Here is a 24,239-nt window from a genome sequence, read left to right as displayed (position 1 = left end):
GGCCGGCATGGCGCCGGCCCCAATGGATAGCCGGCCGCGGCCTGGCGGGTCGTCCCGCTGGCCGCGGCCGCGCCTTAATCGGCGTGGATATTCATCTTGTGGATCAGGTCCGCCCAGGTGGCGGTCTCGGTCTTGATCGTCTCGGCAAACTCCTGCGGGGTGTCGATGCTCAGCTCCAGGCCCTGCTTGGCCATGGCGTCGCGGACTTCGGGCAGCTGGATGACCTTGTGCGCGGCGGCTTCCAACTTGGCGACGATGGCGTCGGACGTCTTGGCCGGCACCAGGAAGCCATACCAGGACGTCACGTTGAAACCGGGCAGTCCGGATTGGTCCAATGTGGGAAGCTCGGGCGCCACGTCCGAGCGCTTCATCCCCGTCACGGCCAGGGCGCGCAGCTTGCCTTCCTTGACGTGGGGCATGACGGCGGACACGCTGCCGAACATCAGCTGCGCCTGTCCGCCCAGCAGACCGATGGTGGCCGGGCCGCCACCCTTGTAGGGTATGTGCGCGATATCCGTGCCGGTGCGTGCCTTGAACAGCTCGCCGGCCAGGTGCAGGGGACTGCCCGGGCCGCTGGACGAATAATTCAACTGTCCCGGCTTGGCCTTGGCCAGCGCGATCAGGTCCTGCACGGAATGCACCGGCAGCGAGGGATTGACCACCAGCACGTACTGCGCGGATGCCAGCATGGTGACCGGCTTGAAATCGCGCTGCACGTTGAACGGCAGGTTCTTAAACAGCGAGGGGTTCATGGTCAGCGCCGTATTGAACCCCATCAGCACCGTGTAGCCGTCCGGCTCCGCCTTGGCGACGATGTCCGTTGCGATATTGCCCGACGCGCCGGCGCGGTTGTCGACCACGATGGGCTGGCCCAGCAGGTCGCCCAGCTTGGGCGCCATGATGCGTGCCAGGGTGTCGGTGCCGCCGCCGGGCGGAAATGGCAGCACCAGCCGGATCGGCCGCGTGGGCCATTTGGCATCGTCGGCCGCATGGGCCGGCGCCATGGCCAGCGGCCCGGCCCACAGCAGCGACAGGGCCGCGGCGGCGCGCGCCAGCCCGTTACGCGAACGGCGCAGCAGCGCGCCTTCCGCGGTGATTGCGAAATTCATGATGGTCTCCTTCACCTGCCAGGTGTTATGCGGCCGGCCCCGCGGCCAGTTCGCGCGTAATCTCGCGCACGTCCTTTACCTCCTCCAGCCGGCGGACCAGCGCGATCGCCCGCTCTGCCTTGTCCGCGGGCCACCGGCTGAATTCCGCGCATTCGCGGAATTTGTCGGCCACCTCGTCCTCCGACATGGGGTTGGCCTTGTTGCCCTTGCCGGCATCGACACGCTCGCCATACCGCGTGCCGTCGTTCATCTCGATTTCCACGTACGACGTCACGATCGTGTGGCTCTCGCGCTTGGCCTCTTCGGGCGTGAACGTGGTGTACTCGACCTTGGCAATGGCGGCCTGCACGTCGGGCCGCATGACGTATTCGTCGTGGAACTGGTTCAGCCCGCACTTGCGCTCCAGCAGCAGCGCCGCCAGGCAGAACTCCAGGCTGAACTTGGCCTGCAGTTCGGTGGTCGGGCGATGATGCAGCAGGGTGTGGTGGATGTTCTGGCTGGTCTTCACGCGTACGCGGGCCACGTCCTGCGGGCGGACGTCATGGCGCTTGACCAGCTCCAGCATCTTGGTCATCGCCGGATGGCCCAGGCTGCCGGTGGGGAAGGCCTTCAGCCAGACGCCGCGGTCGACGAAGGACCACGGCCGCCCCAGCTTGTCCATCAGGCGCGGCGCCTCGTAGCCGCCGCCCAAGGCCTGGAAGAAGCCGCGCTTGGCTTCCAGGATGATGGGAGACGCTGTAAAGTCGCGCTGTTGCAGGTCGGCGGCGAAGATGCCGACTTCCGCCGACCGCCCCGCGTGAAAGGGCTTCACCGACCGGCCGAAGTTTTCCTGCAAACCGCCGGCCTGGCTGGCGGCAATGCCCAGCGTGGTCGCGATGCCGTCGGCGTCCATGCCGTACAGGCGCCCGACGGCGGCGGCCGCGCCCAGCATGCCGCAGGTTGCGGTCGCATGGAAACCGTTCAGGATGTGGTTGACGTGCGTGGCGTCGAACAGGCGGCAGGCTACTTCCACGCCGACCTGGTAGGCGAGCAGCACCTCACGGCCCGATGCGCCGCGCGCTTCGCCCGCGGCCAGCACCGCCGACAGCACCGGCGCCGTCGGGTGCACGCCCTGGAAGCGGCCCGTTTCGGCCTGCAGCGTGTCGTCGTAGTCGTCGGCATGCATGGCCGTGCCGTTGGCCAGCGCCGCGAAGCGCGGCGACAGCTTCAGCGCGGTGCCCAGCACCGTGGCGTCGCCACGACATCCCAGGTCGGCCAGATAATCCGCCAGCACCCTGCCCGGCTGCGAAATCGCGCCGGGCAATACGACGCCCAGCGCGTCCAGGATGGCCTTCTTGCCTAATTGCTGGACTTCCTGGGGGATGTCCTTCTCCTGCGTGCCCACCACGAAGTCCGCGACGTAGCGGGTCAAAGGGGGCGCGCCGGCGGCGCCGGGGGTCGTCATGCTTTTGCTCCTTCCTCGTCGCGCCGGAGACGGAATTGCGCCGGCGCACTTTTTGAATATGCGCGAAGGATGAAGAAGGTCGACAATCGTGTAAAGTGCAAATATTCTTAGGATTCTTGCGTTAGACGCATCACGGCATTTGCTGCACTGCGGATGGCATCCGCGTGCCGTTCAATGACGCATCGCAACATGTCTTCGTCCTTCGTCCCGATGAATTTCGACCTCGCAGACCTGCGCGCCTTCGTCGCCGCCAGCGACCATGGCAGTTTCCGCGCCGCGGCGGAAGTCCTTTGCATTTCCCAATCGGCGCTCAGCCGCCGCATCGAAAAACTGGAAGGCGCGCTGGGCCTGCGCCTGTTCGAGCGCACGACGCGGCGCCTGGAATTGACCACCGCCGGCCGGGGATTCGTGCACAAGGCGCGCCACGTCCTCAATGAACTGGAGAGCGCGCTCCTGGGCACGCGCGATCTGGCCGACCGCATGTCCGGCGAAGTCACCATCGCCTGCGTGCCCTCGGCGGTGGCGTTCTTCCTGCCCCGCGTGATCAAGGCGTATCACGACGAATATCCGCGCATCCGGCTGCGCATCCGCGACGAAACCTCCGCCGAAATCCTCACCACCGTGGCGCGCAGCGAAGCCGATTTCGGCTTGACCTATATCGGCACGCAGGAACCCGACGTGGAATTCGAACCCTTGATCGAAGACCCTTTCGTGCTGGCCTGCTCGCGCGAGCATCCGCTGGCGCGCAGGCGCAAGGTACGTTGGGCTGAACTGGCCGGACACGACTACGTCACCGTGGCGCAGGGCAGCGGCAACCGCATGCTGATCGATCAGGCGCTGGCCAATACGGCCGCGCTGCCGCGATGGTTCTGCGAAGTGCAGCACGTGCCCGCACTGGTCAGCCTGGTCGAAGCCGGGGTGGGCGTGGGCGTGGTGCCCAAGCTGGGCATGCCGCACCTGGGGCACGCGACGCTGGTCAGCGTGCCCTTGGTGGACCCGCCGATTTCACGCACCCTGGGGCTGATCAGGCGCCGTGGCCGCGCTCTCTCCGCGGCCGCTCAGCGCCTGTACGACTTCATCCTGCAGTCCTAGTGCCTGGCCGCACCCGGGCTCATGGAGCCGGATAGGTGCCCGGCATCAGGATGCCGCGGTCGATGTCATGGATATCCCGATGGCCGCAGAGCGCCATCGTGACATCCAGCTCATTGGCCAGGATCTGCAAGGCCTTGGTTACGCCTTCGCGCCCGCCCGCACCCAGGCCATACAGGAAGGGCCGGCCGATCAGGGTGCCGCGCGCGCCCAGCGCCACGGCGCGCAGGATGTCCTGGCCGGAACGTATTCCGCTGTCCATCCAGACTTCCATCCTGCCCCCCACCGCGTCCACGATGGCGGGCAGCATGCTGATCGAGGACATCGCACCGTCCAGCTGGCGTCCGCCGTGGTTGCTGACGATCAGCGCGTCGGCGCCCGTATCGACGGCCAGGCGCGCATCCTCCGCGTCCAGGATGCCTTTCAGAATGAGCTTGCCGCCCCAGCGCCGCTTGATCCATTCCACGTCGCCCCAGTTCAGGCGCGGATCAAACTGCTCGGCCGTCCACGACGACAGCGACGCCATGTCGGCCACGCCCTTGGCATGCCCCACGATGTTGCCGAAGCCCCGCCGGCGGGTGCCGAGCATGTGATAGCACCAAGCGGGCTTGCCGGCCATGTTCAGGATATTGCGCAAGGTCAGGCGCGGCGGCGCCGTCAGCCCGTTGCGCAGGTCCTTGTGGCGCTGGCCCAGGATCTGCAGATCCAGCGTGAGCATCAAGGCGGAGCAGTTGGCGGCCTTGGCGCGCTCGATCAGGCGTTCAATGAAATCGCGGTCGCGCAGCATGTACAGCTGGAACCAGAACGGCTTGGTGGTGTTCTGCGCCACGTCCTCGATGGAGCAGATGCTCATGGTGGACAGCGTGAACGGGACCCCGAAGGCTTCCGCCGCCTGCGCCGCCAGGATCTCGCCGTCCGCGTGCTGCATGCCGGTCAGGCCCGTCGGCGCCAGCGCAACCGGCATGGCGGTGGGAATGCCGGCCATCGTCGTGGCGATATTGCGGTTTTCCATATTGCGCGCCACGCGCTGGCGGAAGCGGATTTTCTGCAGGTCGGCCTCGTTGGCGCGATACGTCGATTCAGTCCATGAGCCCGAATCCGCGTAGTCGTAGAACATGCGGGGCACCCGCTTTTCGGCGATCTTGCGCAGGTCTTCAATAGTGGCGACGAAGGAGCGTGACGGCAAAGGCATGGTCGATAAGGGCAGTATTTGTAAGCAGCAGTTCAGGAAAGTCCAGCGACCGTGAGCTTAACCCACGCTCCCGCGGGCGCCGTTTGCAATGCAGCAGCCGGCGACGCCGCAGGCCGGATGCACCGGCATGAAGCCCGACCTCGTCCGCGCTCCGGCCAGGGCCGTCCAGGCGCTGGACCAGCGGGCAAACCCCGCGTTTATCCGCCTTGCGCTTTCCCGCGGTATGCCTAAGAATACCTGTTACTTTTCGTAGTCTTATTTTTGCCTCGCAAGCGGCTCCCTCCCCGAACGCGGCCCCGTCGCGGGCGTCCGGACGGCACGCGCGCGCATCCCGCCGTCCATTCATGCCCCGCAGGGGTGCCCGCATCATGATGCTGCAGTTGTCCGATCCGTTCTTGTCCGGGGGTCCGCCGTGTCGGTAGTGCAATTGGCGTTGCGGCGCCCCTACACGTTCATCGTGATGGCGCTGCTGATCATCCTGGCCACGCCGTTCGTGCTGATGCGCATGGCCACGGATATCTTCCCGGAAATCAACATTCCGGTGATCAGCATCATCTGGAACTACAACGGCCTGTCCGCCCAGGAGATGGGCCAGCGCATCGCCGCCCAGAACGAACGCAGCCTGACCACGACCGTCAGCGATATCGAGCACATCGAATCGACATCGCTGGCCGGCATCACCGTCATCAAGATCTTCTTCCAGCCCACGGCCAATATCCAGACGGCCATCGCGCAAGTCGTGGCGGCCGAGCAGACGCAGGTTCGGCAATTGCCGCCCGGGATCACGCCGCCGCTGGTGATCAAGTATTCGGCGTCCAGCATCCCGGTGATACAGCTGGGGCTGTCCAGCCCCACGATGCCCGAGCAGGCCCTCTTCGACAGCGCCCTCAATACGCTGCGTCCGCGCCTGATCACCATTCCCGGCGTGGCGGTGCCCTTTCCCTACGGCGGCAAGAACCGCGTCATTTCCGTCGACCTGGATTTGCAGGCGCTGCAGGCGCGCGGGCTGTCCCCGTCGGACGTCGTCAACGCCATCAACGCCCAGAACCTGATCCTGCCGTCCGGCACGGCCAAGTTCGGCGAAACCGAATACAACGTCAGGATGAACAGCTCGCCGGAGACCATCGCCGGGCTGAACACCCTGCCGGTGCGCGCCGTGCCCGGCGGCGCTGCCACCTATGTCCGCGACGTCGCCTACGTCCGCGACGGCTACAACCCGCAGACCAATATCGTCCGCCAGGACGGGGTGCGGGGCGTGCTGCTGTCGGTGCTGAAGAACGGCGGCGCCTCCACGCTGGACATTGTCTCCAATCTGCGCGACCTGCTGCCCAGCGTGGTGGCGACCATGCCGCCGGAGATCAAGCTCACGCCCCTGTTCGACCAGTCGGTGTTCGTGAAGGCGGCCGTCAAGGGCGTCATCATCGAGGCCCTGATCGCGGCCCTGCTGACGGCCGCCATGGTGCTGCTGTTCCTGGGCAACTGGCGCAGCACCTTGATCATCGCCCTGACGATCCCGCTGTCCATCCTGGCTGCCATCCTGGCGCTGAAGGCGCTGGGCGAAACGCTCAACCTGATGACGCTGGGCGGCCTGGCCCTGTCGGTGGGCATCCTGGTCGACCAGGCCATCGTGACCATCGAGAACATCGAGCGGCACATGCACCTGGGCAAGGAGCTGAACACCGCCATCCTGGACGGCGCCAACGAGATCGGCGTCGCGGCCTTCGTATCCACGATCTGCATCTGCATCGTCTTCGTGCCGATGTTCTTCCTGTCCGGCGTGGCGCGCTTTCTCTTCGTGCCGCTGGCCGAAGCCGTGGTCTTCGCCATGCTGGCCTCCTACATCCTGTCGCGCACGCTGGTGCCCACGCTGGTCATGCTGCTGATGCGCCAGCACGGCACCGCCGCCGCGAGCGCGCGGCCCAGCGCGCTGCAGCGCCTGTACCGGGCCTTCGACCAGCGCTTCGAACGCATGCGGCGCGCCTATACCCTGGTGCTATCGGCGCAGCTGTCGCGCCGCAAGGTGTTCGCCTCGGTGTTCCTGGGCTTCTGCCTGCTGTCCTGCCTGCTCTATCCCTTCCTGGGACGCGACTTCTTCCCCACGGTCGACGCTGGCCAGATCCGCCTGCACGTGCGCATGCCCACCGGAACGCGCATCGAGGAAACCGCGCGCCTGGCCGATGAAGTGGAAAACCATATCCGCCAGTTGATCCCGCCGAGAGACCTGGAAACCATCCTGGACAACCTGGGCGTGCCCAACAGCGGCATCAACCTGTCGTACAGCAACGCGGGCACCTTCGGTTCGCTGGATGGCGAGATCCTGATGTCGCTGCGCGACGGACACGCGCCCACCGAGGATTACATCGAGCGCCTGCGCGCCGAACTGCCCAAGCGCTTTCCCGGCCTGGAATTCTTCTTCCAGCCGGCCGATATCGTCACGCAGATCCTGAACTTCGGCCTGCCCGCCGCCATCAACGTCAAGTTCACCGGCGCCGACGTCGACACCAACGCCCGTCTGGCCGGCGAACTGGTCGGTTCGATACGCCGTGTCCCCGGGGCCGTGGACGCCCATATCCACCAGCGCCTGGACCTGCCCACGCTGAACATGGTGATGGATCGCACGCGCTTGCAGCAGGTCGGGCTGAGCGCGGCCAACGTGGGCCAAAGCGTGCTGATCGCCCTGTCGGGCAGCACGCAGACTTCGCCCGCCTTCTGGCTGAACCCGCGCAACGGCATCGTCTACAGCGTGGCGGTGCAGGCGCCGCAATACCAGATCGACGGCATGGACCAGCTGCTCGCCCTGCCGGTGGGCGCACCCGGCGCGGCCGCCGGCGGCAACACCCAGCTGCTGGGCAACCTGGTGGATATCCGACCCGCGCGCCAGCCGGCCGTGGTGTCGCGCTACAACATCCAGCCCGCCATCGACGTTTATGTCAGCGTGCAGGGCAAGGACCTGGCCAGCGTCGCGTCGCAGGTCTCCAGGCAGGTCGACGAGATACGCCAGAAGCTGCCGCGCGGCAGCCAGGTGCAGATCCTGGGCCAGGTCGAGACCATGCAGAGTTCCTTCATCGGCCTGGGCGTGGGGCTGCTGATGGCCATCGTGCTGGTCTATCTGCTGATCGTGGTGAACTTCCAGTCGTGGATCGATGCCTTCATCATCATCTCCGCCCTGCCCGCCGCGCTGGCCGGCATCGCCTGGATGCTGTTCATCACCGGCACGACGCTGAGCGTGCCTGCCTTGACCGGCGCCATCATGACCATGGGGGTGGCCACGGCCAACAGCATCCTGCTGGTGTCCTTCGCGCGGCAGCGGCGCGAGGAAGGCGCGCCCGTGCTGTCGGCCGCGCTGGAGGCAGGGGCCACGCGGCTGCGCCCCGTGATGATGACCGCCCTGGCCATGATCATCGGCATGATCCCCATGGCCCTGGGCCTGGGCGAAGGCGCCGAACAGAATGCGCCGCTGGGGCGCGCCGTGATCGGCGGGCTGCTGTTCGCCACGGTATCCACGCTTTTCTTCGTCCCGGTGGTCTTTGCCGGCGTACATCATCGACTGGGACGCCGCAAGGCCGGGCCCGCCGGCGCCGCGTCCACCGCGCCGCTGGCGTCCGATGCCGCGCGGCGGGAGACTTGAGCATGTCGGAGCAGCGACACAACCAATTGGGAATACATCCACTGACGCCTGGCGAGGTCGGCGCGGGCGACTTGCCCAAGCGCGACCAGGTGGTGCGCCGCACCCGCCTGCTGGTGCTGATCGTCCTCGTCGTGCTGGCCCTGGGCGCGGCGCGCACGGTGGTCAGCCGCATCCAGAATTCCAGCGAACTGGAAAGCGGCACGCAGGAACGCGCAGTGCAGTATGTGCAGACCACCGTGCCCAGCACGCCGGAAAACGGCCAGTCCCTGGCGCTGCCCGGCACCCTCCAGGGTTATGTGCAAGCGCCGCTCTCGGCGCGGGCCAGCGGCTATTTGAAGCGCTGGACCAAGGACATCGGCAGCCGCGTGGAAAAAGGCGACCTGCTGGCGGAAATCGAAACGCCCGAAATCGACCAGCAGCTCTCGCAGGCCATTGCCGCGCGTGAACAGGCCAAGGCGGCCCTCACGCTGGCCAACAGCACGCTGGCACGCTGGGAAGCACTGCGCCGCAAGGACGTGGTATCGCAGCAGGATCTGGAAGAAAAACGCGGCGGCGCCGCGCAGGCCGCCGCCAACCTGGCCGCCGCGCAGGCCAACGAACAGCGGCTGCGCCAGCTGGAAGGCTTCAAGCGCATCGTGGCGCCCTTTTCCGGCATCATCACCCGCCGCAACGTCGACGTCGGCGACCTGATCGACGCCGGCAGCGGCCGTCCGCTGTTCCTGATGGCGCAAACCGACCCGCTGCGCGTGTACATCAACGTGCCGCAGCGCTACGCCCAATTGGTCAAGGCAGGCGAACACGTCATCGTGACGCAGGCCGAACTGGGCGGCCAGAAGTTCACCGGCACGATCGCGCGCACCGCTGCCTCCATCGACCTGGCCACCCGCACCATGCAGGTGGAAATCAGCCTGCGCAACCCGGATGGGGTGCTCCTGCCGGGCGCCTACGTGTCGGTGGGCCTGGACCTGCCGGCCGGCGAGACGCTGGCCGTGCCCACCAATACGCTGCTGTTCCGCCGCGAGGGCACGATGGTGGCGGTCGTGGGCCCGGAGGGCCGCATCGACCTGCGCCGCGTGACGCTGGGCCGCAATTTCGGCCAGACGATCGAGGTCGCCGACGGGCTCCAGGCCACGGACCGCATCGTCCTGAACCCCGCCGATTCGCTGTCGGCCGGCGACGTGGTGCACGTCGCGCAAGGCAAGGCGGCCGCGCCCACGCCCGTCCCCACGCCCGCGATCAGTACCGGGGCCGCCGAACGCGCCACCGGAAGCGAGCAATGACGATGGGGCGTGGAAAGACGTTGCCGGCCGCGGGCCGGCGCGATGGCGGCGGTGTGGCGCAAGGCAGCGCCAAGCATGCCCGGCAGGCGCCGCGCGCCTGCGCGATACGGCGTGCCTTCGCAGCGCCGCTCACCGCAGCCCTGCTGCTCTCGGCCTGCGCCGTCGGCCCGGACTACCACCAGCCGAACGTCGACCTGCCCGTCACCTGGAGACTGGAGGCCCCGTGGCGCGAGGCCGCGCCGGCCGATGGCCTGGACAAGGGCGAATGGTGGCTACGCTACAACGATCCGGTGCTGGATCGCCTGCAGGCACAGGTCCTGTCGGCCAACCCCACCCTGGCCATCGCCACCGCGCGATTGACGCAGGCACGCTCGAGCGCCGATGCCAGCCGGTCGGGCCTGTTCCCGCAGCTGACAGCCGGCACACGCGTATCGCGCTTCAAGATTTCCGGCAACCGGCCCCTGACCAACTACGCCTCGCCGCAGTACTCGACGGTGCAGAACGACTATACCTTCTCGTTCAACGCGAGCTATGAAGTCGACCTGTTCGGCCGCGTCGCCCGCTCGGTCGAGGCCACCGCCGCGACCGCGCAACAGGCCGAGGCGGACCTGGCCAACGCGCGCCTGGTGCTTACCGCCGAACTTGCCGCCAACTATGTGAACCTGCGCGCGCTCGATACGGAAATCGACGTCGTCAACCGTTCCGTGGCCTTGCAGCGCCGCGCGCTGGAACTGATTACCGCACGCTACGACGGCGGCGCGGCCTCGGGCCTGGAGGTCGCGCAGCAACAGGCGCTGCTGGACAACACCCTGACCCAGGTGGATGTCCTTGCCAAGCAGCGCGCGCAATTCGAGCATGCCATTGCCTCGCTGACCGGCACGCCGGCCCCCAGCTTCGCACTGCCGCCCCAGCCCCTGACGGCATCGATGATGCCGCCGGCCATCCCGCTGGGCCTGCCTTCGGACCTGCTGCAGCGCCGTCCGGACATCGCCGCCGCCGAACGCGCCATGGCCGCGGCCAACGCGCAGATCGGCGTGGCGACGGCCGCCTTCTATCCCAGCGTCATGTTGAACCCCAGCCTGGGCGCCGACAGCCGCGAGATCGGCGCCCTGCTCGATGCGCCTAGCCTGCTGTGGTCCATCGGCGTTTCCGCCGTGCAAACCATTTTCGACGCCGGCCGCACCCGCGCCAACGTCAACTTCGCCCGCGCCGGCTACGACGCCACCGTCGCCAACTACCGCCGCTCCGTGCTGGGCGCCATGCAGGAAGTCGAGGACGGCATCACCGGCCTGGCGGCGCTGGACCGCGCCAGCGCGCAGTCGTTGAAGGCCGTGGCCGATGCGCGCAAGGTGCTGGACATGGCCGCCGACCGCTACAGCGGCGGCGCCACGACCTACCTGGACGTGATCACCGCGCAACAGGCGGTCTTGAATACCGAACGCCAGGCCGCGCAGCTGAAGGGCCAGCAGTTGCTGGTGTCCGTGTTCCTGGTCAAGGCGCTGGGCGGAGATTGGAGCAAAACGCCGATGGCCGCCTCGGCGCCACCGCCCGCGCCATCTGGCAGTACTGCATCGGCGGGTCAGGATAGCGCGGCGAAGGATGCGGCGATGGCGATCCGATAGCGGGCCGTGCGCGTTCCGGCGCGCATGGCGACTATCGTTCCGACGCAAAAGGCGCCGCCTCCTACGGAGACGGCGCCTTCGTTTTACCGCGGACCCGCCTGGGCTTACTTATCCGTGTACTTCTTCTCCAGCTCGTCATACAGCGGCTTCTGCACCAGGCGCTGGCGTTCCAGGAAAGGAGCGACCAGGGCGGGATCTTCCTTCAGCAGGCCGTCGCGCTTGAGCATGCCCAAGGCGCGCTGCATGCCAGCCACCGCGCTCTGCAGGGCAGCGTTCGCGTACAGGATGATCCCGTAGCCCATCTGGCCCAGTTCCTCGGCCGTCAACGCGGGCGTCTTGCCGCCGATCACGATGTTGATCAGCTGCGGCTTGTTCAGCAGCTTGGGCAGCGCGCGTACTTCTTCCAGGCTTTCCGTGGCCTCGACGAACAGGATGTCCGCCCCGGCATCGGCAAAGGCCTGCGCGCGTTCGACCGCGGCATCGAAACCCAGCACCGCGCGCGAATCCGTGCGAGCGATGATGAGGAAGTCCTGGTCGCGGCGCGCATCGGCGGCGGCCCGGATCTTGGACAGCATTTCCGGCAGCGGCGCGACTTCCTTGCCCGAAAAGTGGCCGCAGCGCTTGGGAAACAGCTGGTCTTCCAGCTGGATGGCATCGGCGCCGGCGCGTTCCAGCGCCCGCACGGTGTGCCAGACGTTCACGGCGTTGCCGAAACCGGTATCGCCGTCGACGATGATGGGCAGGTCCACGGCCTCGCGCAGGCGCGATGTGGCGTCGGCCACGTCGCGCAGGCCGATGATGCCCAGGTCGGGCACGCCGTAATGCATATTGGTCAGCCCGGCACCGGTCAGGTAGACCGCCTCGAAGCCCTGGTCGGCCACGACCCGTGCGCTCATGGCATTGAAGGCGCCGGGAACGAGCAGGCCGTTGCGCTGCTCCACCCGTCGGCGCAGGCGCTGTTTCGTCGATTCGCTCATGATGATGTCTCGTAATACGCGTTGATGGCAGGGCCGTGGCGGCCCGCGACACACGCCGGCGCGGGATAGGCGCCCGCCCGGCGCGGCCGTTGCAGTCTAGTCAGCCAGCGGCGCGAGGTCAATCGCGGCTGCGTTCCGCTCATTAATGAAGAGTATTCATCAATAACCATCGCACAGGTCGCAACGACAGATCACAATGGCGGCCATCGCCGATACGAGCGCCACCGTCCGGCACCCGCCGATGCGGGGCCAAGGGCGATGGCAGCCGCCCACGCGTGGCGAACGGCATTGCGCCGGCCGCCGCGCAAGCAGGGATGCGGCGCCACCATGGCGCAGTCCGATCAGGCCAGGCGCTTGACCCACGCGGCGCCGGTTTCACGGGTGCCCAGCGTGCCGCCCACGTCCTTGGTGCATTCACGCGCGGCAACCGCGTCGGCCAGGGCCTTTTCGATGGCCCCGGCGGCTTCCACGAAGGCCGGCTTGGCCTTGCGCTGGCCATACCAGTTCAGCAGCATGGCCGCCGACAGCACCTGCGACGCGGGGTTGGCGATATTCTGGCCGGCGATATCGGGCGCCGAACCGTGCGCCGCCTGCCCCATCGCGTGATCGCGGCCGGCATTGAGCGAACCGCCCAGCCCCAGGCTGCCCGACATTTCCGCCGTCAGGTCCGACAGGATGTCGCCGAACATATTGGTCGTCACCACGACGTCATAACGGTCCGGCGCGCGCACGACGTGCGCCATCATGGCGTCCACGATGACATCGTCCACGCGCACCTCGGGGAATTCCTTGCCCACCTTGTGGCATTCCTCGATGAACATGCCGTCGCCGATCTTCAGCACATTGGCCTTGTGCACGATGGTGACGTGCTTCTTGCGCGTCATGGCCAGCTCGAAGGCGGAACGCGCGATGCGCTCGCAGCACAGGCGCGTGATCCGTCGCAGCGACACCACCACGTCCGGGGTGATCAGCATTTCGCTGCCGCCCGATTCGACGTTGCGGTCCGCGTAGAAACCTTCGGTGTTCTCGCGCACCACCACCAGGTCGAACTCGCCCAGGCGCACGGGGATGCCCTTGTAGGTACGCGCCGGCCGGATGTTGGCATACAGATCCAGCTTCTTGCGAAAGTACATCGACGGATTGATTTCGCCCTTGGCTTCGTCCTTGAAGTCGTATGTCGACATCGGGCCCAGCATCAGGCCATCGGCGGCGCGCACTTTTTCGAACAGCGCGGGCGTGACGGTGGCGCCATGGCGCTTCAGGCTTTCGTGGCCGGCAATGTCATGGTCCAGTTGCAGGCCCAGCTTGAAGCGGCGATCGACGGCCTGCAGCACATCGACGGCCACAGCCATGGTTTCCGGACCGATCCCGTCGCCGGGCAGCACTACGATTTTCATGTGGTTTCCTCGATTAGGGACGGGCATCATGCGCCGGGTCGAGCCCGATGCTCAATCCAGCTTCATGCCCGACTGCTTGACCACGCCCTTCCAGAGCGCAAGTTCGCCATGCAGCACGCCGGCGAAGTCGGCCGGCGAGCCTTTGAACGATTGCGCGCCTTCGTCGGTCAGGCGCTGACGTACCAGCGTGGCCGCCGCGGCTTCGTTCACGGCGGCATTCAGCTTGTCCACGACGGCCGGCGGCGTGCCGGCGGGCGCGAGCACGCCCCACCACGTGCTGACGTCGAAATCGGCAATGCCGGCTTCCGCCATGGTGGGGGTATCCGGGAACAGCGGCGAGCGCGTCTTGCTGGTCACGGCCAGCAGCTTCACCCGATGGTCCTTGACCTGCGGCAGGATGGTCGGCACCGTGGCGAAGAACACCTGCACCCGTCCGGCCAGCAGGTCCAGCGTCGCCGGACCGCTGCCCTTGTAGGGCACGTGCGTCATCTGCACGCCGGCGCGCTGCTTGAACAGCTCGCCGGACATGTGGTTGATGCTGCCATTGCCCGCCGAGCAGAAGTTGATCGCGTTGGGCTTCTTCAGCGCGAGCTCGCGCAGTTCCGCGACGCTGTTCACCGGTACGTCCTTGTTGGTCACTACCAGCAGCGGGCCGCGTCCGATCAGGGCAATGGGCTGGAAGGATTTTTCGACGTCATAAAGCGTCGTCCCCTCCGCCGCCGCGTTGGTCACGAAGGTGGAAGTCGCGAACAACAAGGTATAGCCGTCGGGCGTCGCGTGCGCGACCACGTTCGCGCCGATGGAACCGCCGCCGCCTCCGCGGTTTTCCACCACGATGGCCTGCCCCAGTTTTTCGCCCAGCGTGCGCGCCATATCGCGCGCAATGCTATCGGTGCCGCCGCCGGGCGCGAAGGGAACGACCAGGCGGATCGGCTTGTCGGGAAAACCTTGGGCGCCGGCGAGCGCCGGCATGAGGGCCGCGGCGGCAAGCAGCCACCGGGAAAGGAACGGCGGTTTGAACACGTTAAGTGTCTCCTGAGAAATCGTCACCGGCGGCGACGCCGGCCGCCGGAATGTTCTGCATATCTTTGCATACAAAAAATTCGGACGCAAGGCGAAATCGGGGCCAGGGTTCCGCAGGGCTTACCATAGGACTGATTCCCCACGGCCTGCGCAAGACCCTCACTTTTTGCGACGGCGCACCGCGCCCTGGCGCCGCCGCCCATTTCCAGGAGACAGCAGTGACCTCCCTGACCCAACGACTGGAACGCCCCGACCTGCTTCGCGACGCCTGCTACATCGACGGCAAATGGCATGGCGCCGGCAAGGGACCGGCCATCCCGGTGAACAACCCTTCGACTGGCGAGATCATCGTTTCCGTGCCCAAGCTCGGACGCGCGGAAACCGAACATGCCATCGAGCGCGCCGCCGCCGCCCTGCCCGCCTGGTCCGCGCGCCCGGCCAAGGAACGCGCCGTCATCCTGCAACGCTGGGCGCAACTGATGATGCAGCACCAGAAGGACCTGGCCGCCATCATGACGGCGGAACAGGGCAAGCCCGTCACGGAGGCCGCGGGCGAGATCGGCTACGCCGCGTCCTTCCTGGAATGGTTCGCGGAGGAAGCCAAGCGCATGGACGGCGAAGTCCTGCAAAGCCCCAAGGCCGGGCAACGCATGATGGTGCTGAAGCAGGCCGTGGGGGTCACCGCCGCCATCACGCCATGGAACTTCCCCGCCGCCATGATCACCCGCAAGCTCGGCCCTGCCCTGGCCGCCGGTTGCACCATGATCGTCAAGCCGGCCCAGCAGACGCCGCTGACGGCCCTGGCCCTGGCGGTCCTGGCCGAGGAAGCCGGCGTGCCGGCCGGCGTCATGCACGTCATCACCGGCAGCTCCAGCGAGATCGGCGCGGCCCTGTGCGAAAGCGAGACCGTGCGCAAGCTCAGCTTCACCGGTTCCACCGAGGTTGGCCGCAAGCTGATGGCGCAGTGCGCGCCCACGATCAAGAAGCTGTCGCTGGAACTGGGCGGCAATGCGCCCTTCATCGTTTTCGACGACGCGGATCCGGAAAAAGCGGTGGACGGCATCCTGGCATCCAAATTCCGCAATGCCGGTCAGACCTGCGTCTGCGCCAACCGCATCTATGTACAGTCCGGCATCTACGACCAGATCGCCCAACGCCTGGCCGAGAAAGTCGGCGCGATGAAGGTGGGCGACGGTTTCGAGCAAGGCGTGACCCAAGGTCCACTGATCGATGAGAACGCCGTGAAGAAAGTCCGTGAGCATATCGACGATGCGACGCGTGCGGGCGCCAAGGTGGTGGTGGGCGGCAAGTCGCATGCGCTGGGGGGAACCTTCTTTCAACCCACCGTGGTGCGGGACGTCACGCAATCCATGCTCTTCGCCCGCGAGGAAACGTTTGGCCCCGTCGCGCCGCTGTTCCGGTTCGACACGGAAGAGGAAGCGCTACGGCTGGCCAACGACACCATCTTCGGCTTGGCGGCCTATTTCTACACCCGCGACAACGCCCGCGTGTGGCGCGTGTCCGAGGGCCTGGAATACGGCATCGTCGGCATCAACACGGGCTTGATCTCCAACGAAGTTGGCCCCTTCGGTGGCGTCAAGCAGTCCGGCCTGGGGCGTGAAGGCTCGCGCCATGGGCTGGACGAGTATGTCGAGCTGAAATACCTTTGCGTGGATATCAGCGGGTAATCGAAGCGCTGCGGCAGGCGGCGCATCCGGGCCCGGATGCCGCGATGGTGGCGGACCAGGCGACGGCCTGGTTCGTCGGCCCCAACGGGTGAACATTGCCATGCGTGGGGTTACGAAAACGGCCAGATCCACGACCACGGCCGTATACCCATGAGACCCATTACCACAGAGCCCACCGCCTGGGCTTCGTTCGCGAGCCACGCCCCTGACGGCAGTTTGGAACTTGTCCCTCTTTCGCCGCACGCCGGGCCTGCCGGCCAGACCGGCAGGCTGGTCAATTTCGCCAACATCATCCACATCGTCGTGGTCGGAAATCCCACCGCACAACAACTCGGCACCCTGGAAGACCATATCCGGGGACTCTATTGCTACTTGGCCTCGGGCACGGTCTTGCGTGAGTTGCAGGGGCTGGCGAAACAGCGAGGCAGCTATCCCGTCATCGTCTTTGACGACGCCGGCGCTGGCCGGCATGTCACCCCCGAACGAACCCGTACCGCGCGCCCCAGCGAGCCCATCGACAGTCCGGCGCGACACGACCCAAACCTGCCCGAGGGGCGCGACGAAGACCCTGAAATGCTGCGTCTCATCGCCGCGTTCGCCGACGACTTGCTGCGCGTCCAGCAAGCAAGCAAAACCCCCGAGGAGATACTGGAAGCGGTGGTCTCGCTATGGCCAGACGATCCTGTCCCGGTCGAACGGACGCGCAGCCGCTCAGCGCGCAATTGCGTACCGAAGCATTCGAAGCCTGCATCGAAGCTGCGGGAAATTGCCAGGACGGCGCCTTATCCATCTGGAACAAGCTGTCCATGCTGGCGATCGAGGCCGACGTACGCGAAGGGCGCTACCGGGGCCGGCTTGCCGACTTGCATAGCGTCGCGCGGTCCATCTTCAGGCTGAAAGAACTCGAGACAGTCGCTTCCGCGAAGGTCGAACAGCTCTACGCACAGGAGCAGCAGCGCACCGAAGAGGAGCGAGAGGAGTCCGAAATCATCGACCCGCTGGAAACCCATTTGGGGTATCAGCTCGGACTGCGGCAAGCCCTGGATCTTCCCATCCCCGTCACGCGTATGTACTACGCCGATACGGCGCAGCTCACCGAGGAAGACATCGACCAGGCATTGGAAGTGATACGGCAGGCCGAGAAGGAACGCTTCCCCGCCTGGCTCCTGCTGGACTTCGCCCCGTTCTTGAGCGAAGTCCAATACCAACTGGGGACAACAGCGTCGGCGGAAATCACCGACGCCGCCGTCGAAGCGTACGAGGCAACGTCAAGGCCGGATAAAGACGAAACGCGCCGCACAGGCTGGTTGCCGGATGGAGCGCTGATGGTGTAGGACCGACGAGGGCGCAGCGCTGGCCAAGCGGAATACCGCCTCGCCTGCCCCGGAAGCCTCAAGCAATCGGCCAGGCCGCGCGGACGACACCGCCGGCCTGGCCCACAAGCCCTGTTGATCACCTCGCGTACGTCAGATCGTGGGCGCCAGGCCACCCGTCATCGGAACCACCGCGCCCACGACATAGCTGGCGCGGGCGCTGGCCAGGAACACCGCGACATCGGCGACCTCTTCCGGTTCGGCGTAGCGTCCCAGCGGAATACCGGCTTCGCCTCGCCTGCGGGCCTCCTCGACACTGACGCCTTGCGACTTGGCCTCCACGGCCAGCCCTTCCTGTACGCGGTCGGTCACCGTGGCGCCCGGATTGATGGCGTTGATGCGGATGCCGAAGCGCGCGTAGTAATGCGCGGATCCGACGGTGGCCAGCATCAGTGCCGCATTGGCCGAACCGCCGGCCAGGTGCGTGACCGTCGGCGTCTTTCCGCCTGAACCGATGATGTTGACGATGGCGCCCGGCGCGTTACGCGCGCGCAAGCGCTTGAGCACTTCATCCTGCGTGTGTATGTAAGTAAAGAACTTGGCATCCATGGCGGCGCGCCATTTATCCGCGTCCAGCGTCTCGGGATCGTGCCGGCGCGCGGCGCCGGCACTGTTGACGAGGATGTCGATGGGTCCCAAGGCATTCTCGATCGCCGTGACGGCGCCCGCTGCCTGGTTGGGATCGATCAGGTCGGCGGCCGCCGCGAAAAGCTTGCCGCCGCCCTGTGCGCCCTGCCCGCCCAACTGGGCCATGGCGGCGTCCAGCCCCGCCCGTCCTCGCGCGACGATGCCCACGCGTACGCCTTCCGCCATCAGGGCCTTGGCGACGGCCAGCCCGATGCCCTTGCTGCCGCCCGTGATCATGGCGGTCTTGCCTTTCAAACCCAGATCCATCGTTCCATCCTCCGAGAACAGCGTATCGGACAGGGGTGTTCGATACGCCGGATAGCGATACTTTGCATGCCGGCCGCGCCGGGCGATGGATCGCGGGGACGCGGCCGTCGCCCGGTAGTTTCGGCTATCTAGACGATACCAGGGGGCGCGCCGGCCATGTCCGGACCAGGCGTCTAGGACTGACGGTCCTGCAGGAGCTGAAGGAAGGTGGGCAAGCTGGCCGGCAACGCATGGACCGGCTCGACTGGCGCTTCAACGATACCCGCCTGGACCAGCATGAGGAGCTGCATCCGGGGCAAGCCCTGCAGGATATGAGGCAGGATACGCGGGTCCGTGATCATCTCGCGGTACGCGGTGTAGCCGCCCAGGTTCTCGCTCAGCAGGCTGGCGGTCAGATAGCCGGGCCGCCGGAAATCGTCCGCCTCGGTGGGCCCGAGCAGTTCGGGCAACATCCCCTGGATGTGCAGCAGAATGGCCGGATGGACAAGGATGTCGTGGTAAGCCTTGATAACCTCAACGCCGACCGCCACGGAAACATGCAGCAAGACGCTGTCGGTCAAGCGTCCGCCCGGCTCAGGCGAGCCGGCCGACTTGTTCGGCGTCGTCAGTATCGCCAGCCACTTTTCCATGCCCGGCACCTTTGCCACATCGGCCAGCAATGCACCATACGCCCGGATAAGGGGCACGTCCCGCGTGTACAGCGCCGACCACATCGGAACCTCCTTCTGCGGCTGGCCGCCCAACAGGATGTGCGGCATGTCGTTCTGGATAAGCGGCAGGATCGCGGGATCGAAGAGCATGCGGTGCACGGCGGAGAGTGCAGCGGCGTTGCCCGGGTCCAGCATGTCCAGTACCTGGATGTGGCTGTTTGTGCCGCTCAACAGTTTCGGCAGGGCTTGGGCCATCGCTGGGCCGGACGCCGGCTCGTTCAGCAGATCGACGACCAGGCGGTGCAAGGCATCGGTGCCGGCGGGGGTCTTGGTATGTACGGGCACCCACATGAGGGATCTGCCCTCGATGCCGGTAAGCGCCTTCAACATCGCATCGCGCAGGGAAACCGCGTCATGACCGTTCTGCCACCCGGCGACTATCATCTCGCGCACGGTATCGATGGGGGCGGCCTGGTTCGCCATGAGCCATCTTTCCAATTGGGTGACCGAGGTGTATTCCCTCGGCTTCTCGCCCAGCAAGGCCCATGGATCCGGATACCAGGCGCGCGCCAGTTGGCGGCCGGGCTCGCCCATCGTGATCGCATCGCTGAGAAAACTGGCGCGCTCGCTCTCGGGGAAACCGGTGCGCAGATAAGGCATATTGGCGTCCAGATACTGGATCGCTTGATCGGCATCGAGCCTGTTCAGCAAAGCCAGGATGGACCGGGACGTTCCCAGCCAATTCGCACGGACGCCCATGAGGTCCGCCGGATTGCCCTTGCGCAGGATCTCGCGTATTACTCCGGCGGGCAGCGTCGGCGCATCCGGAGCCTGCGCGCCGGGCAAGGCGTGCAGATCCGCGAAATCGATCGTTTCCAGGTCGCCCTGGGCAAACCATGGCGCCGCACCGTCCATCGCCTGCCGCAGCCGCCACGCCAGACGGTCCCCGTAGGAGTACAAGCCGATATGTGTACCGTCTGCCTCCACGCGTTCGCCCAGTTGCCTGGGCGCGTCCTCCAATAGCTTGTCGGCGTTCATGGCCTTCAGTAACTCCACGGCAATCAACCCGCAATCGGTCCGGACGTCGTAGCGCAGGCCATCGCCATCGATCCGCACGAAGGAATGCATGCTTAGCGCGTCTTCCTCCAGGCCGAGCTCCTGCCGTATGTCATTCAAGACTTCGGTAAACCGCTCCGTTGCCGCGGCGGTGCATACGCCCGACGCTGGATGCGCATTGTCTATCGTCCGGCTGCGGAACCCTTCCAGGCATTCGGTGGCCATCAGCCGCGCGAGCTTGTCGGGCGATATCGCCGCGAACACCTTCTTCTGGCATGCGTTCAGAAAGTCCAGCGGGAGCCTGGGCACCATCAGGTCCTCGATCTCGTTCAGCCCCACTGCGTCGGCGACATAGTTCCACACGCCGGAGAAGTAATGCACCTCATCGCCGGGATAATTCGGGTTCGCGCCGAATTGTTCCAACACGGCCTGGTGCAGGACACTGCGCACCACATCCTCTTTCATTTTCCAGAGCTTGCTGCGCATGCCGCCGGTCGACAGCGACAACTCGCGATCCGCGGCCATCAGATTGGCGACCGCGCCGGAGGCGCACAGCGTTACCCCCAGCGCCAGCTCGCGGATCGCGTTCCGGCGTTTGTCCTGGGGCAAGCGCTCGTCGCGCAACATGTCGCACACATTGTCCAGCGAACGCTTCCCCGCGCTGTCGAACAGTTCCGCGTGGGTATCGAAGTGGTTCACGTTGAAACGGTGCTCGTACAGGACGCGCAGGTTTTCCTCGACCATATCCGCGTCGACCATGCCGAGGTCCCGCGCAAGCCCGGTGAGAAAGCGCACGTCGTCGGCCACTTCCTGCCGATACTGTTCGAAGTCCGGACTAGCGCAGAATGCCGCGTGCGATCCATGGCGGTCGGCCCAGTAGCTCATCCTGGGCCGGCCTTCATCGGCCGCCGTGCGTACGGGTGTTTCCGGCGCCGGCGTGTAGGGCGTGAAGAAGGCCGGCGCAAAAGAGGGCGGCAGCGCCGCCGAGGGGGATACGGAGATGATCATCGGGACTCCTGGACAAATACCGCGGTAAGTCGCCCGCCACCCCGGAGGTTCCCTCGCCTAAATCGCCCGTGGCGAAATCAGCACCTTCCGAAGACGCGCACCGCGGATGGCCGACGGTACGTGGAACGCTTCCCGGCGCCCCGGCGATACCCCGCGCCGGCCGAACTTTGCCGGCAAGGCTGCTACTCAACGCGCGCCGTCGCCGACCTTCCCTTGCGCCCCCGTCCGGTCCTGCGCCACCCTTACCCCAGGAAGCCGCCCCATGCACACCCCCATCAGCAACGCTCAATCGTTCGACGCGATGGCACATCTCCTGGCCGCCAGCCTGCGGCAGGCCGGTCCCGGGCAACCGCTGCAGCCCGCCCTGCCCGGCCCGTATCCGGCTTCCTTCGCCGACCTGCTGTATGCCATCGTCACCGGCGACCCCAGCCCCGTGCAGCTGCAGTTTGCCGACGCCCATTTCCGCGATATCAACCGTATGGAGGACGGCGCGGCGGCATTGCGCCAGCTGCGTAGCGTGTCAGCCCTGCATGGCCGCTATCCGACTCTGGCATTCACCGCGGATACGCTGGCCCTCCCCCTGCTTACCTTCGAGCAGCCACCCGGCGTCCCGGCGTCGGACGCCGACGACGCGCTGCGGGCCGCCGTCGCCGCGGTTTCGCAAATGCAGCTGCGGCTGGTCTCGCATCAATACCTGTCGCTGCTTGCGGGTACGATGGACAACGTGTATCGCCAGCTGCTCGCCGGCCAGTGGCCGAACAGCAGCCTGATGGGCGCCGCGGCGATGCACGGCACGCAGGACGCGATGGCGCAGGCCGCCGCCACGCTCGATCGTCCCCTGCAGCTACTGTGGCCTGGGGCCGAAAGCGCGGCTGCCGTTCCCGCGGAGACCGCCGGCGGCCCGATCCGGGTCGAGCGGCACCGGCGGCCCTTCAGGCCGGAGCCCTACATGCCCACCCCCGCGCACGTCGCCAGCTACACCCACGAGCAGCACACGGCCGACCGTCCCATCGGCGGACTGATCGAACACTGGATGGACCAGCCCGACCCGGAACTCGCGGCCCGATGGACCGAGATCGACGAACCGCTACGCCATACCCGCGCCACGCCGCCCACGCTGTCATTCAAGCGATTCCTGCTTGGCTTGACACACTCGCATATCTACCGGTCGGGCACCACGCGTGAAGAGGTCGCGCAGTGGCTGGTCCAGGCCGCCCAACCCGGACGCGAGGCCCTGCGCGCCGAAGCCTTTCGCATCTGCGATGAAGGCTCGATCATGTGCAGGGATAACGCCTTGCTGACGTGGAATCGCCTGAAGATGCTCCTGCGCAAGGCCGAAGCCATGGAAGGCCAGTACGCGGACAGACTGGGCGAGCTCTGCCACCTTGCGCTGACCACCCTGCGATGGGAAACCCTGGAGTCCGTCGCACAAGCGAAGATCCAGGCCCTGCACAAAGAGAACCAGGAAAGGCAGAAGGCCGGCGTTCCGTTGATCATCATCGATCCCGTCGAAATCATGCTGGATTACCAGGTGAACCTGGCCGAAGCGCTACACCTGCCGCTCAGCGTCAAGGGCATGGCATTTCCCGACCTGAGCCCTGTGACCGACCTGGACATCCAGCAGGCCAAGGAGGCCATTACGCGGATTGAAGCCGATTCCATCGCCACCTACCTGATGCTGGATTTCACGCCCTTCCTGGCGGAGGTCCGGCGGCAGATCGGGCCCGATGCGTGCCGGGCTGTCGAGCGCGCCCTCTACGAAAGCCTGGATGGATTCGAAGAACGCGTGGACCAGCGTCTGCAGGCCCTGAAGCTGCCCACCAGCGACGACCCGCTGTCCGAGGACGCGCGCCGCGAGATGGGTGTTCGCGTGGACCGAGAGCTTCGCTACAGCGCCTGGCTACCCCATGCGAACGCCGTACTGGCCGCCGCCGGCATGGCCCCCCTGCCCGCCCTGGAAGCCGCCCCGCCGGCCGTGCCGCCGTCGCCTTGAACGTGGTCCCGGACCGTAATCTGCGGCGCCGGATCAAGCATCCGCGCGTAGGCTGAGATCGTCTCGCTCCCCTTAAGTCAGCCGTAGGCCGGCGCCGAGAGAAGGCGGCCTAGGCCGCGGCCTTGCCAGCCGCGTCGGCACCGCGCCGCGCCGGGCGCCTGCCGGTTTTGGCGGGCGCGGTGTCCTTGGCCTCTTTCAAGGTGGCCTCGATCAGGGCCCCCACCATCCAAAAGACGATCGCCTCCACCTCTTTGTTCTTCGCGCCCCAAATATCCTTCAGGATGATGTGCGGCTCGATGCCGTAGATGATGGACAAGGCCTTCTGCAAGCGGTCCGTGGCCTTGGCGGGCACCTGGGCGCGGAACGGCTCCACCGCGTGCGCCAGGATACGGATGCGATGCCCGCGCCGATAGGGCTCTTCCTCCAGGATGCCGGCGCGCTCCAAAGCCTGGTGTTCCAGGGCCAATTGGGCGGCGGCACGCATGTGCGGCTCGAACTCCTTGAAGCGGATGAAGGTCGATTCGAAGAGCTCCGTGATACGGGCGCGGCCGTCCGCTTGCGACGACGACCAGGACCGCACCGGTCCCAGCGCCGTGTCGACCATGGCCGTGATCAAGCGGCTGCGGGTGGGGAAATACCGATAGGCCGTCGCGCGCGATACCTGCGCACGCTTGGCGACCTCCGCCACGGTTGGGGTATGCCCTTCTTCGATGAGGCTGCTGGCCGCGTCCATCAGCAGCTTCCAGGTACGCGCGCGCGGCCCGCGGGTAGGCGCCTGCGGCACGGCGGTGATTGCGTTAGGGGAATATCCCATGC

Annotated in this window: 16 protein-coding genes; 7 read left to right on the top strand and 9 right to left on the bottom strand. The window is 66.5% G+C overall.

Annotated elements, in window-relative coordinates:
• Positions 1–74 precede the first annotated feature (74 nt).
• A complete protein-coding gene (locus AKI39_RS11260) occupies positions 75–1,109 on the bottom strand; it encodes a tripartite tricarboxylate transporter substrate binding protein (protein WP_066635707.1) in 1,035 nt (344 codons plus the stop codon).
• A 25-nt stretch (positions 1,110–1,134) separates the two neighbouring features.
• The gene (locus tag AKI39_RS11255) at positions 1,135–2,553 is read right to left on the bottom strand and encodes an MmgE/PrpD family protein (protein WP_066635704.1); all 1,419 of its coding nucleotides are present in this window, start codon (positions 2,551–2,553) and stop codon (positions 1,135–1,137) included.
• A 210-nt stretch (positions 2,554–2,763) separates the two neighbouring features.
• Between AKI39_RS11255 and AKI39_RS11250 the strand changes: the two genes are divergently transcribed.
• A complete protein-coding gene (locus AKI39_RS11250; protein ID WP_066642752.1) occupies positions 2,764–3,645 on the top strand; it encodes a LysR family transcriptional regulator in 882 nt (293 codons plus the stop codon).
• Between the two features lie 19 nt (positions 3,646–3,664).
• Here the strand turns inward: AKI39_RS11250 and AKI39_RS11245 are convergent, their stop codons facing one another.
• Positions 3,665–4,834: an alpha-hydroxy acid oxidase gene (locus AKI39_RS11245; RefSeq protein WP_066635700.1), complete on the bottom strand. Its 1,170-nt coding sequence runs from the start codon at positions 4,832–4,834 to the stop codon at positions 3,665–3,667.
• 412 nt (positions 4,835–5,246) lie between these two features.
• Between AKI39_RS11245 and AKI39_RS11240 the strand changes: the two genes are divergently transcribed.
• Genes AKI39_RS11240 through AKI39_RS11230 form a run of 3 tightly spaced genes read left to right on the top strand, consistent with a single transcriptional unit; the run spans position 5,247 to position 11,364 of the window.
• Positions 5,247–8,462 carry an efflux RND transporter permease subunit gene (locus AKI39_RS11240; protein ID WP_066635692.1) on the top strand — a complete coding sequence of 1,072 codons (3,216 nt, stop codon included), beginning with the start codon at positions 5,247–5,249 and terminating at the stop codon, positions 8,460–8,462.
• A 2-nt stretch (positions 8,463–8,464) separates the two neighbouring features.
• Positions 8,465–9,742, top strand: a complete 1,278-nt coding sequence (locus AKI39_RS11235; RefSeq protein ID WP_066635690.1) for an efflux RND transporter periplasmic adaptor subunit — start codon at positions 8,465–8,467, stop codon at positions 9,740–9,742.
• Complete coding sequence (locus AKI39_RS11230) at positions 9,739–11,364, top strand: efflux transporter outer membrane subunit (protein ID WP_235610788.1); 1,626 nt, start codon at positions 9,739–9,741, stop codon at positions 11,362–11,364. The genes AKI39_RS11235 and AKI39_RS11230 overlap by 4 nt, the downstream gene beginning before the upstream one ends.
• Before the next feature lie 104 nt (positions 11,365–11,468).
• Here AKI39_RS11230 and AKI39_RS11225 read toward each other — a convergent pair whose 3' ends face one another.
• From AKI39_RS11225 to AKI39_RS11215, 3 genes are all read right to left on the bottom strand, one after another.
• On the bottom strand, positions 11,469–12,341 hold the full coding sequence (locus tag AKI39_RS11225; RefSeq protein WP_066635688.1) for an isocitrate lyase/PEP mutase family protein: 873 nt from the start codon (positions 12,339–12,341) through the stop codon (positions 11,469–11,471).
• A 341-nt stretch (positions 12,342–12,682) separates the two neighbouring features.
• Positions 12,683–13,738 (bottom strand): isocitrate/isopropylmalate dehydrogenase family protein, encoded by a 1,056-nt coding sequence (locus tag AKI39_RS11220; protein WP_066635685.1) that lies wholly within the window; start codon positions 13,736–13,738, stop codon positions 12,683–12,685.
• 51 nt (positions 13,739–13,789) lie between these two features.
• The gene (locus tag AKI39_RS11215) at positions 13,790–14,710 is read right to left on the bottom strand and encodes a tripartite tricarboxylate transporter substrate binding protein (RefSeq protein WP_083229094.1); all 921 of its coding nucleotides are present in this window, start codon (positions 14,708–14,710) and stop codon (positions 13,790–13,792) included.
• 269 nt (positions 14,711–14,979) lie between these two features.
• Between AKI39_RS11215 and AKI39_RS11210 the strand changes: the two genes are divergently transcribed.
• Entirely contained in the window at positions 14,980–16,449 is a 1,470-nt protein-coding gene (locus AKI39_RS11210; protein WP_066635682.1) for an NAD-dependent succinate-semialdehyde dehydrogenase, read from the top strand.
• Between the two features lie 668 nt (positions 16,450–17,117).
• Positions 17,118–17,783, top strand: coding sequence for an NEL-type E3 ubiquitin ligase domain-containing protein (locus tag AKI39_RS11205; protein ID WP_066635680.1), 666 nt, complete (start codon positions 17,118–17,120; stop codon positions 17,781–17,783).
• Between the two features lie 132 nt (positions 17,784–17,915).
• Here the strand turns inward: AKI39_RS11205 and AKI39_RS11200 are convergent, their stop codons facing one another.
• Complete coding sequence (locus AKI39_RS11200; protein WP_066635678.1) at positions 17,916–18,716, bottom strand: SDR family NAD(P)-dependent oxidoreductase; 801 nt, start codon at positions 18,714–18,716, stop codon at positions 17,916–17,918.
• A gap of 173 nt (positions 18,717–18,889) precedes the next feature.
• Positions 18,890–21,430 carry a hypothetical protein gene (locus tag AKI39_RS11195; RefSeq protein WP_066635677.1) on the bottom strand — a complete coding sequence of 847 codons (2,541 nt, stop codon included), beginning with the start codon at positions 21,428–21,430 and terminating at the stop codon, positions 18,890–18,892.
• 262 nt (positions 21,431–21,692) lie between these two features.
• On the opposite strand from AKI39_RS11195, the gene AKI39_RS11190 reads away from it, so the two are divergent.
• The gene (locus AKI39_RS11190) at positions 21,693–23,423 is read left to right on the top strand and encodes an NEL-type E3 ubiquitin ligase domain-containing protein (protein ID WP_066635675.1); all 1,731 of its coding nucleotides are present in this window, start codon (positions 21,693–21,695) and stop codon (positions 23,421–23,423) included.
• A gap of 109 nt (positions 23,424–23,532) precedes the next feature.
• Here AKI39_RS11190 and AKI39_RS11185 read toward each other — a convergent pair whose 3' ends face one another.
• Entirely contained in the window at positions 23,533–24,237 is a 705-nt protein-coding gene (locus AKI39_RS11185; RefSeq protein WP_066635672.1) for a TetR/AcrR family transcriptional regulator, read from the bottom strand.
• Positions 24,238–24,239 lie beyond the last annotated feature (2 nt).

The organism is Bordetella sp. H567 (genome assembly GCF_001704295.1).
Classification (GTDB): Bacteria; Pseudomonadota; Gammaproteobacteria; order Burkholderiales; family Burkholderiaceae_B; genus Bordetella_C.
This window is presented reverse-complemented; position numbering and strand designations above follow the sequence as displayed.

Bases quoted from the DNA above. Each gene is read 5' to 3' on its own strand.
- AKI39_RS11260 (WP_066635707.1), bottom strand. From the start codon at position 1,109: ATGAATTTCGCAATCACCGCGGAAGGCGCGCTGCTGCGCCGTTCGCGT.
- AKI39_RS11255 (WP_066635704.1), bottom strand. From the start codon at position 2,553: ATGACGACCCCCGGCGCCGCCGGCGCGCCCCCTTTGACCCGCTACGTC.
- AKI39_RS11250 (WP_066642752.1), top strand. From the start codon at position 2,764: ATGAATTTCGACCTCGCAGACCTGCGCGCCTTCGTCGCCGCCAGCGAC.
- AKI39_RS11245 (WP_066635700.1), bottom strand. From the start codon at position 4,834: ATGCCTTTGCCGTCACGCTCCTTCGTCGCCACTATTGAAGACCTGCGC.
- AKI39_RS11235 (WP_066635690.1), top strand. From the start codon at position 8,465: ATGTCGGAGCAGCGACACAACCAATTGGGAATACATCCACTGACGCCT.
- AKI39_RS11230 (WP_235610788.1), top strand. From the start codon at position 9,739: ATGACGATGGGGCGTGGAAAGACGTTGCCGGCCGCGGGCCGGCGCGAT.
- AKI39_RS11225 (WP_066635688.1), bottom strand. From the start codon at position 12,341: ATGAGCGAATCGACGAAACAGCGCCTGCGCCGACGGGTGGAGCAGCGC.
- AKI39_RS11220 (WP_066635685.1), bottom strand. From the start codon at position 13,738: ATGAAAATCGTAGTGCTGCCCGGCGACGGGATCGGTCCGGAAACCATG.
- AKI39_RS11215 (WP_083229094.1), bottom strand. From the start codon at position 14,710: ATGCCGGCGCTCGCCGGCGCCCAAGGTTTTCCCGACAAGCCGATCCGC.
- AKI39_RS11205 (WP_066635680.1), top strand. From the start codon at position 17,118: ATGGCCAGACGATCCTGTCCCGGTCGAACGGACGCGCAGCCGCTCAGC.
- AKI39_RS11200 (WP_066635678.1), bottom strand. From the start codon at position 18,716: ATGGATCTGGGTTTGAAAGGCAAGACCGCCATGATCACGGGCGGCAGC.
- AKI39_RS11195 (WP_066635677.1), bottom strand. From the start codon at position 21,430: ATGATCATCTCCGTATCCCCCTCGGCGGCGCTGCCGCCCTCTTTTGCG.
- AKI39_RS11190 (WP_066635675.1), top strand. From the start codon at position 21,693: ATGCACACCCCCATCAGCAACGCTCAATCGTTCGACGCGATGGCACAT.
- AKI39_RS11185 (WP_066635672.1), bottom strand. From the start codon at position 24,237: ATGGGATATTCCCCTAACGCAATCACCGCCGTGCCGCAGGCGCCTACC.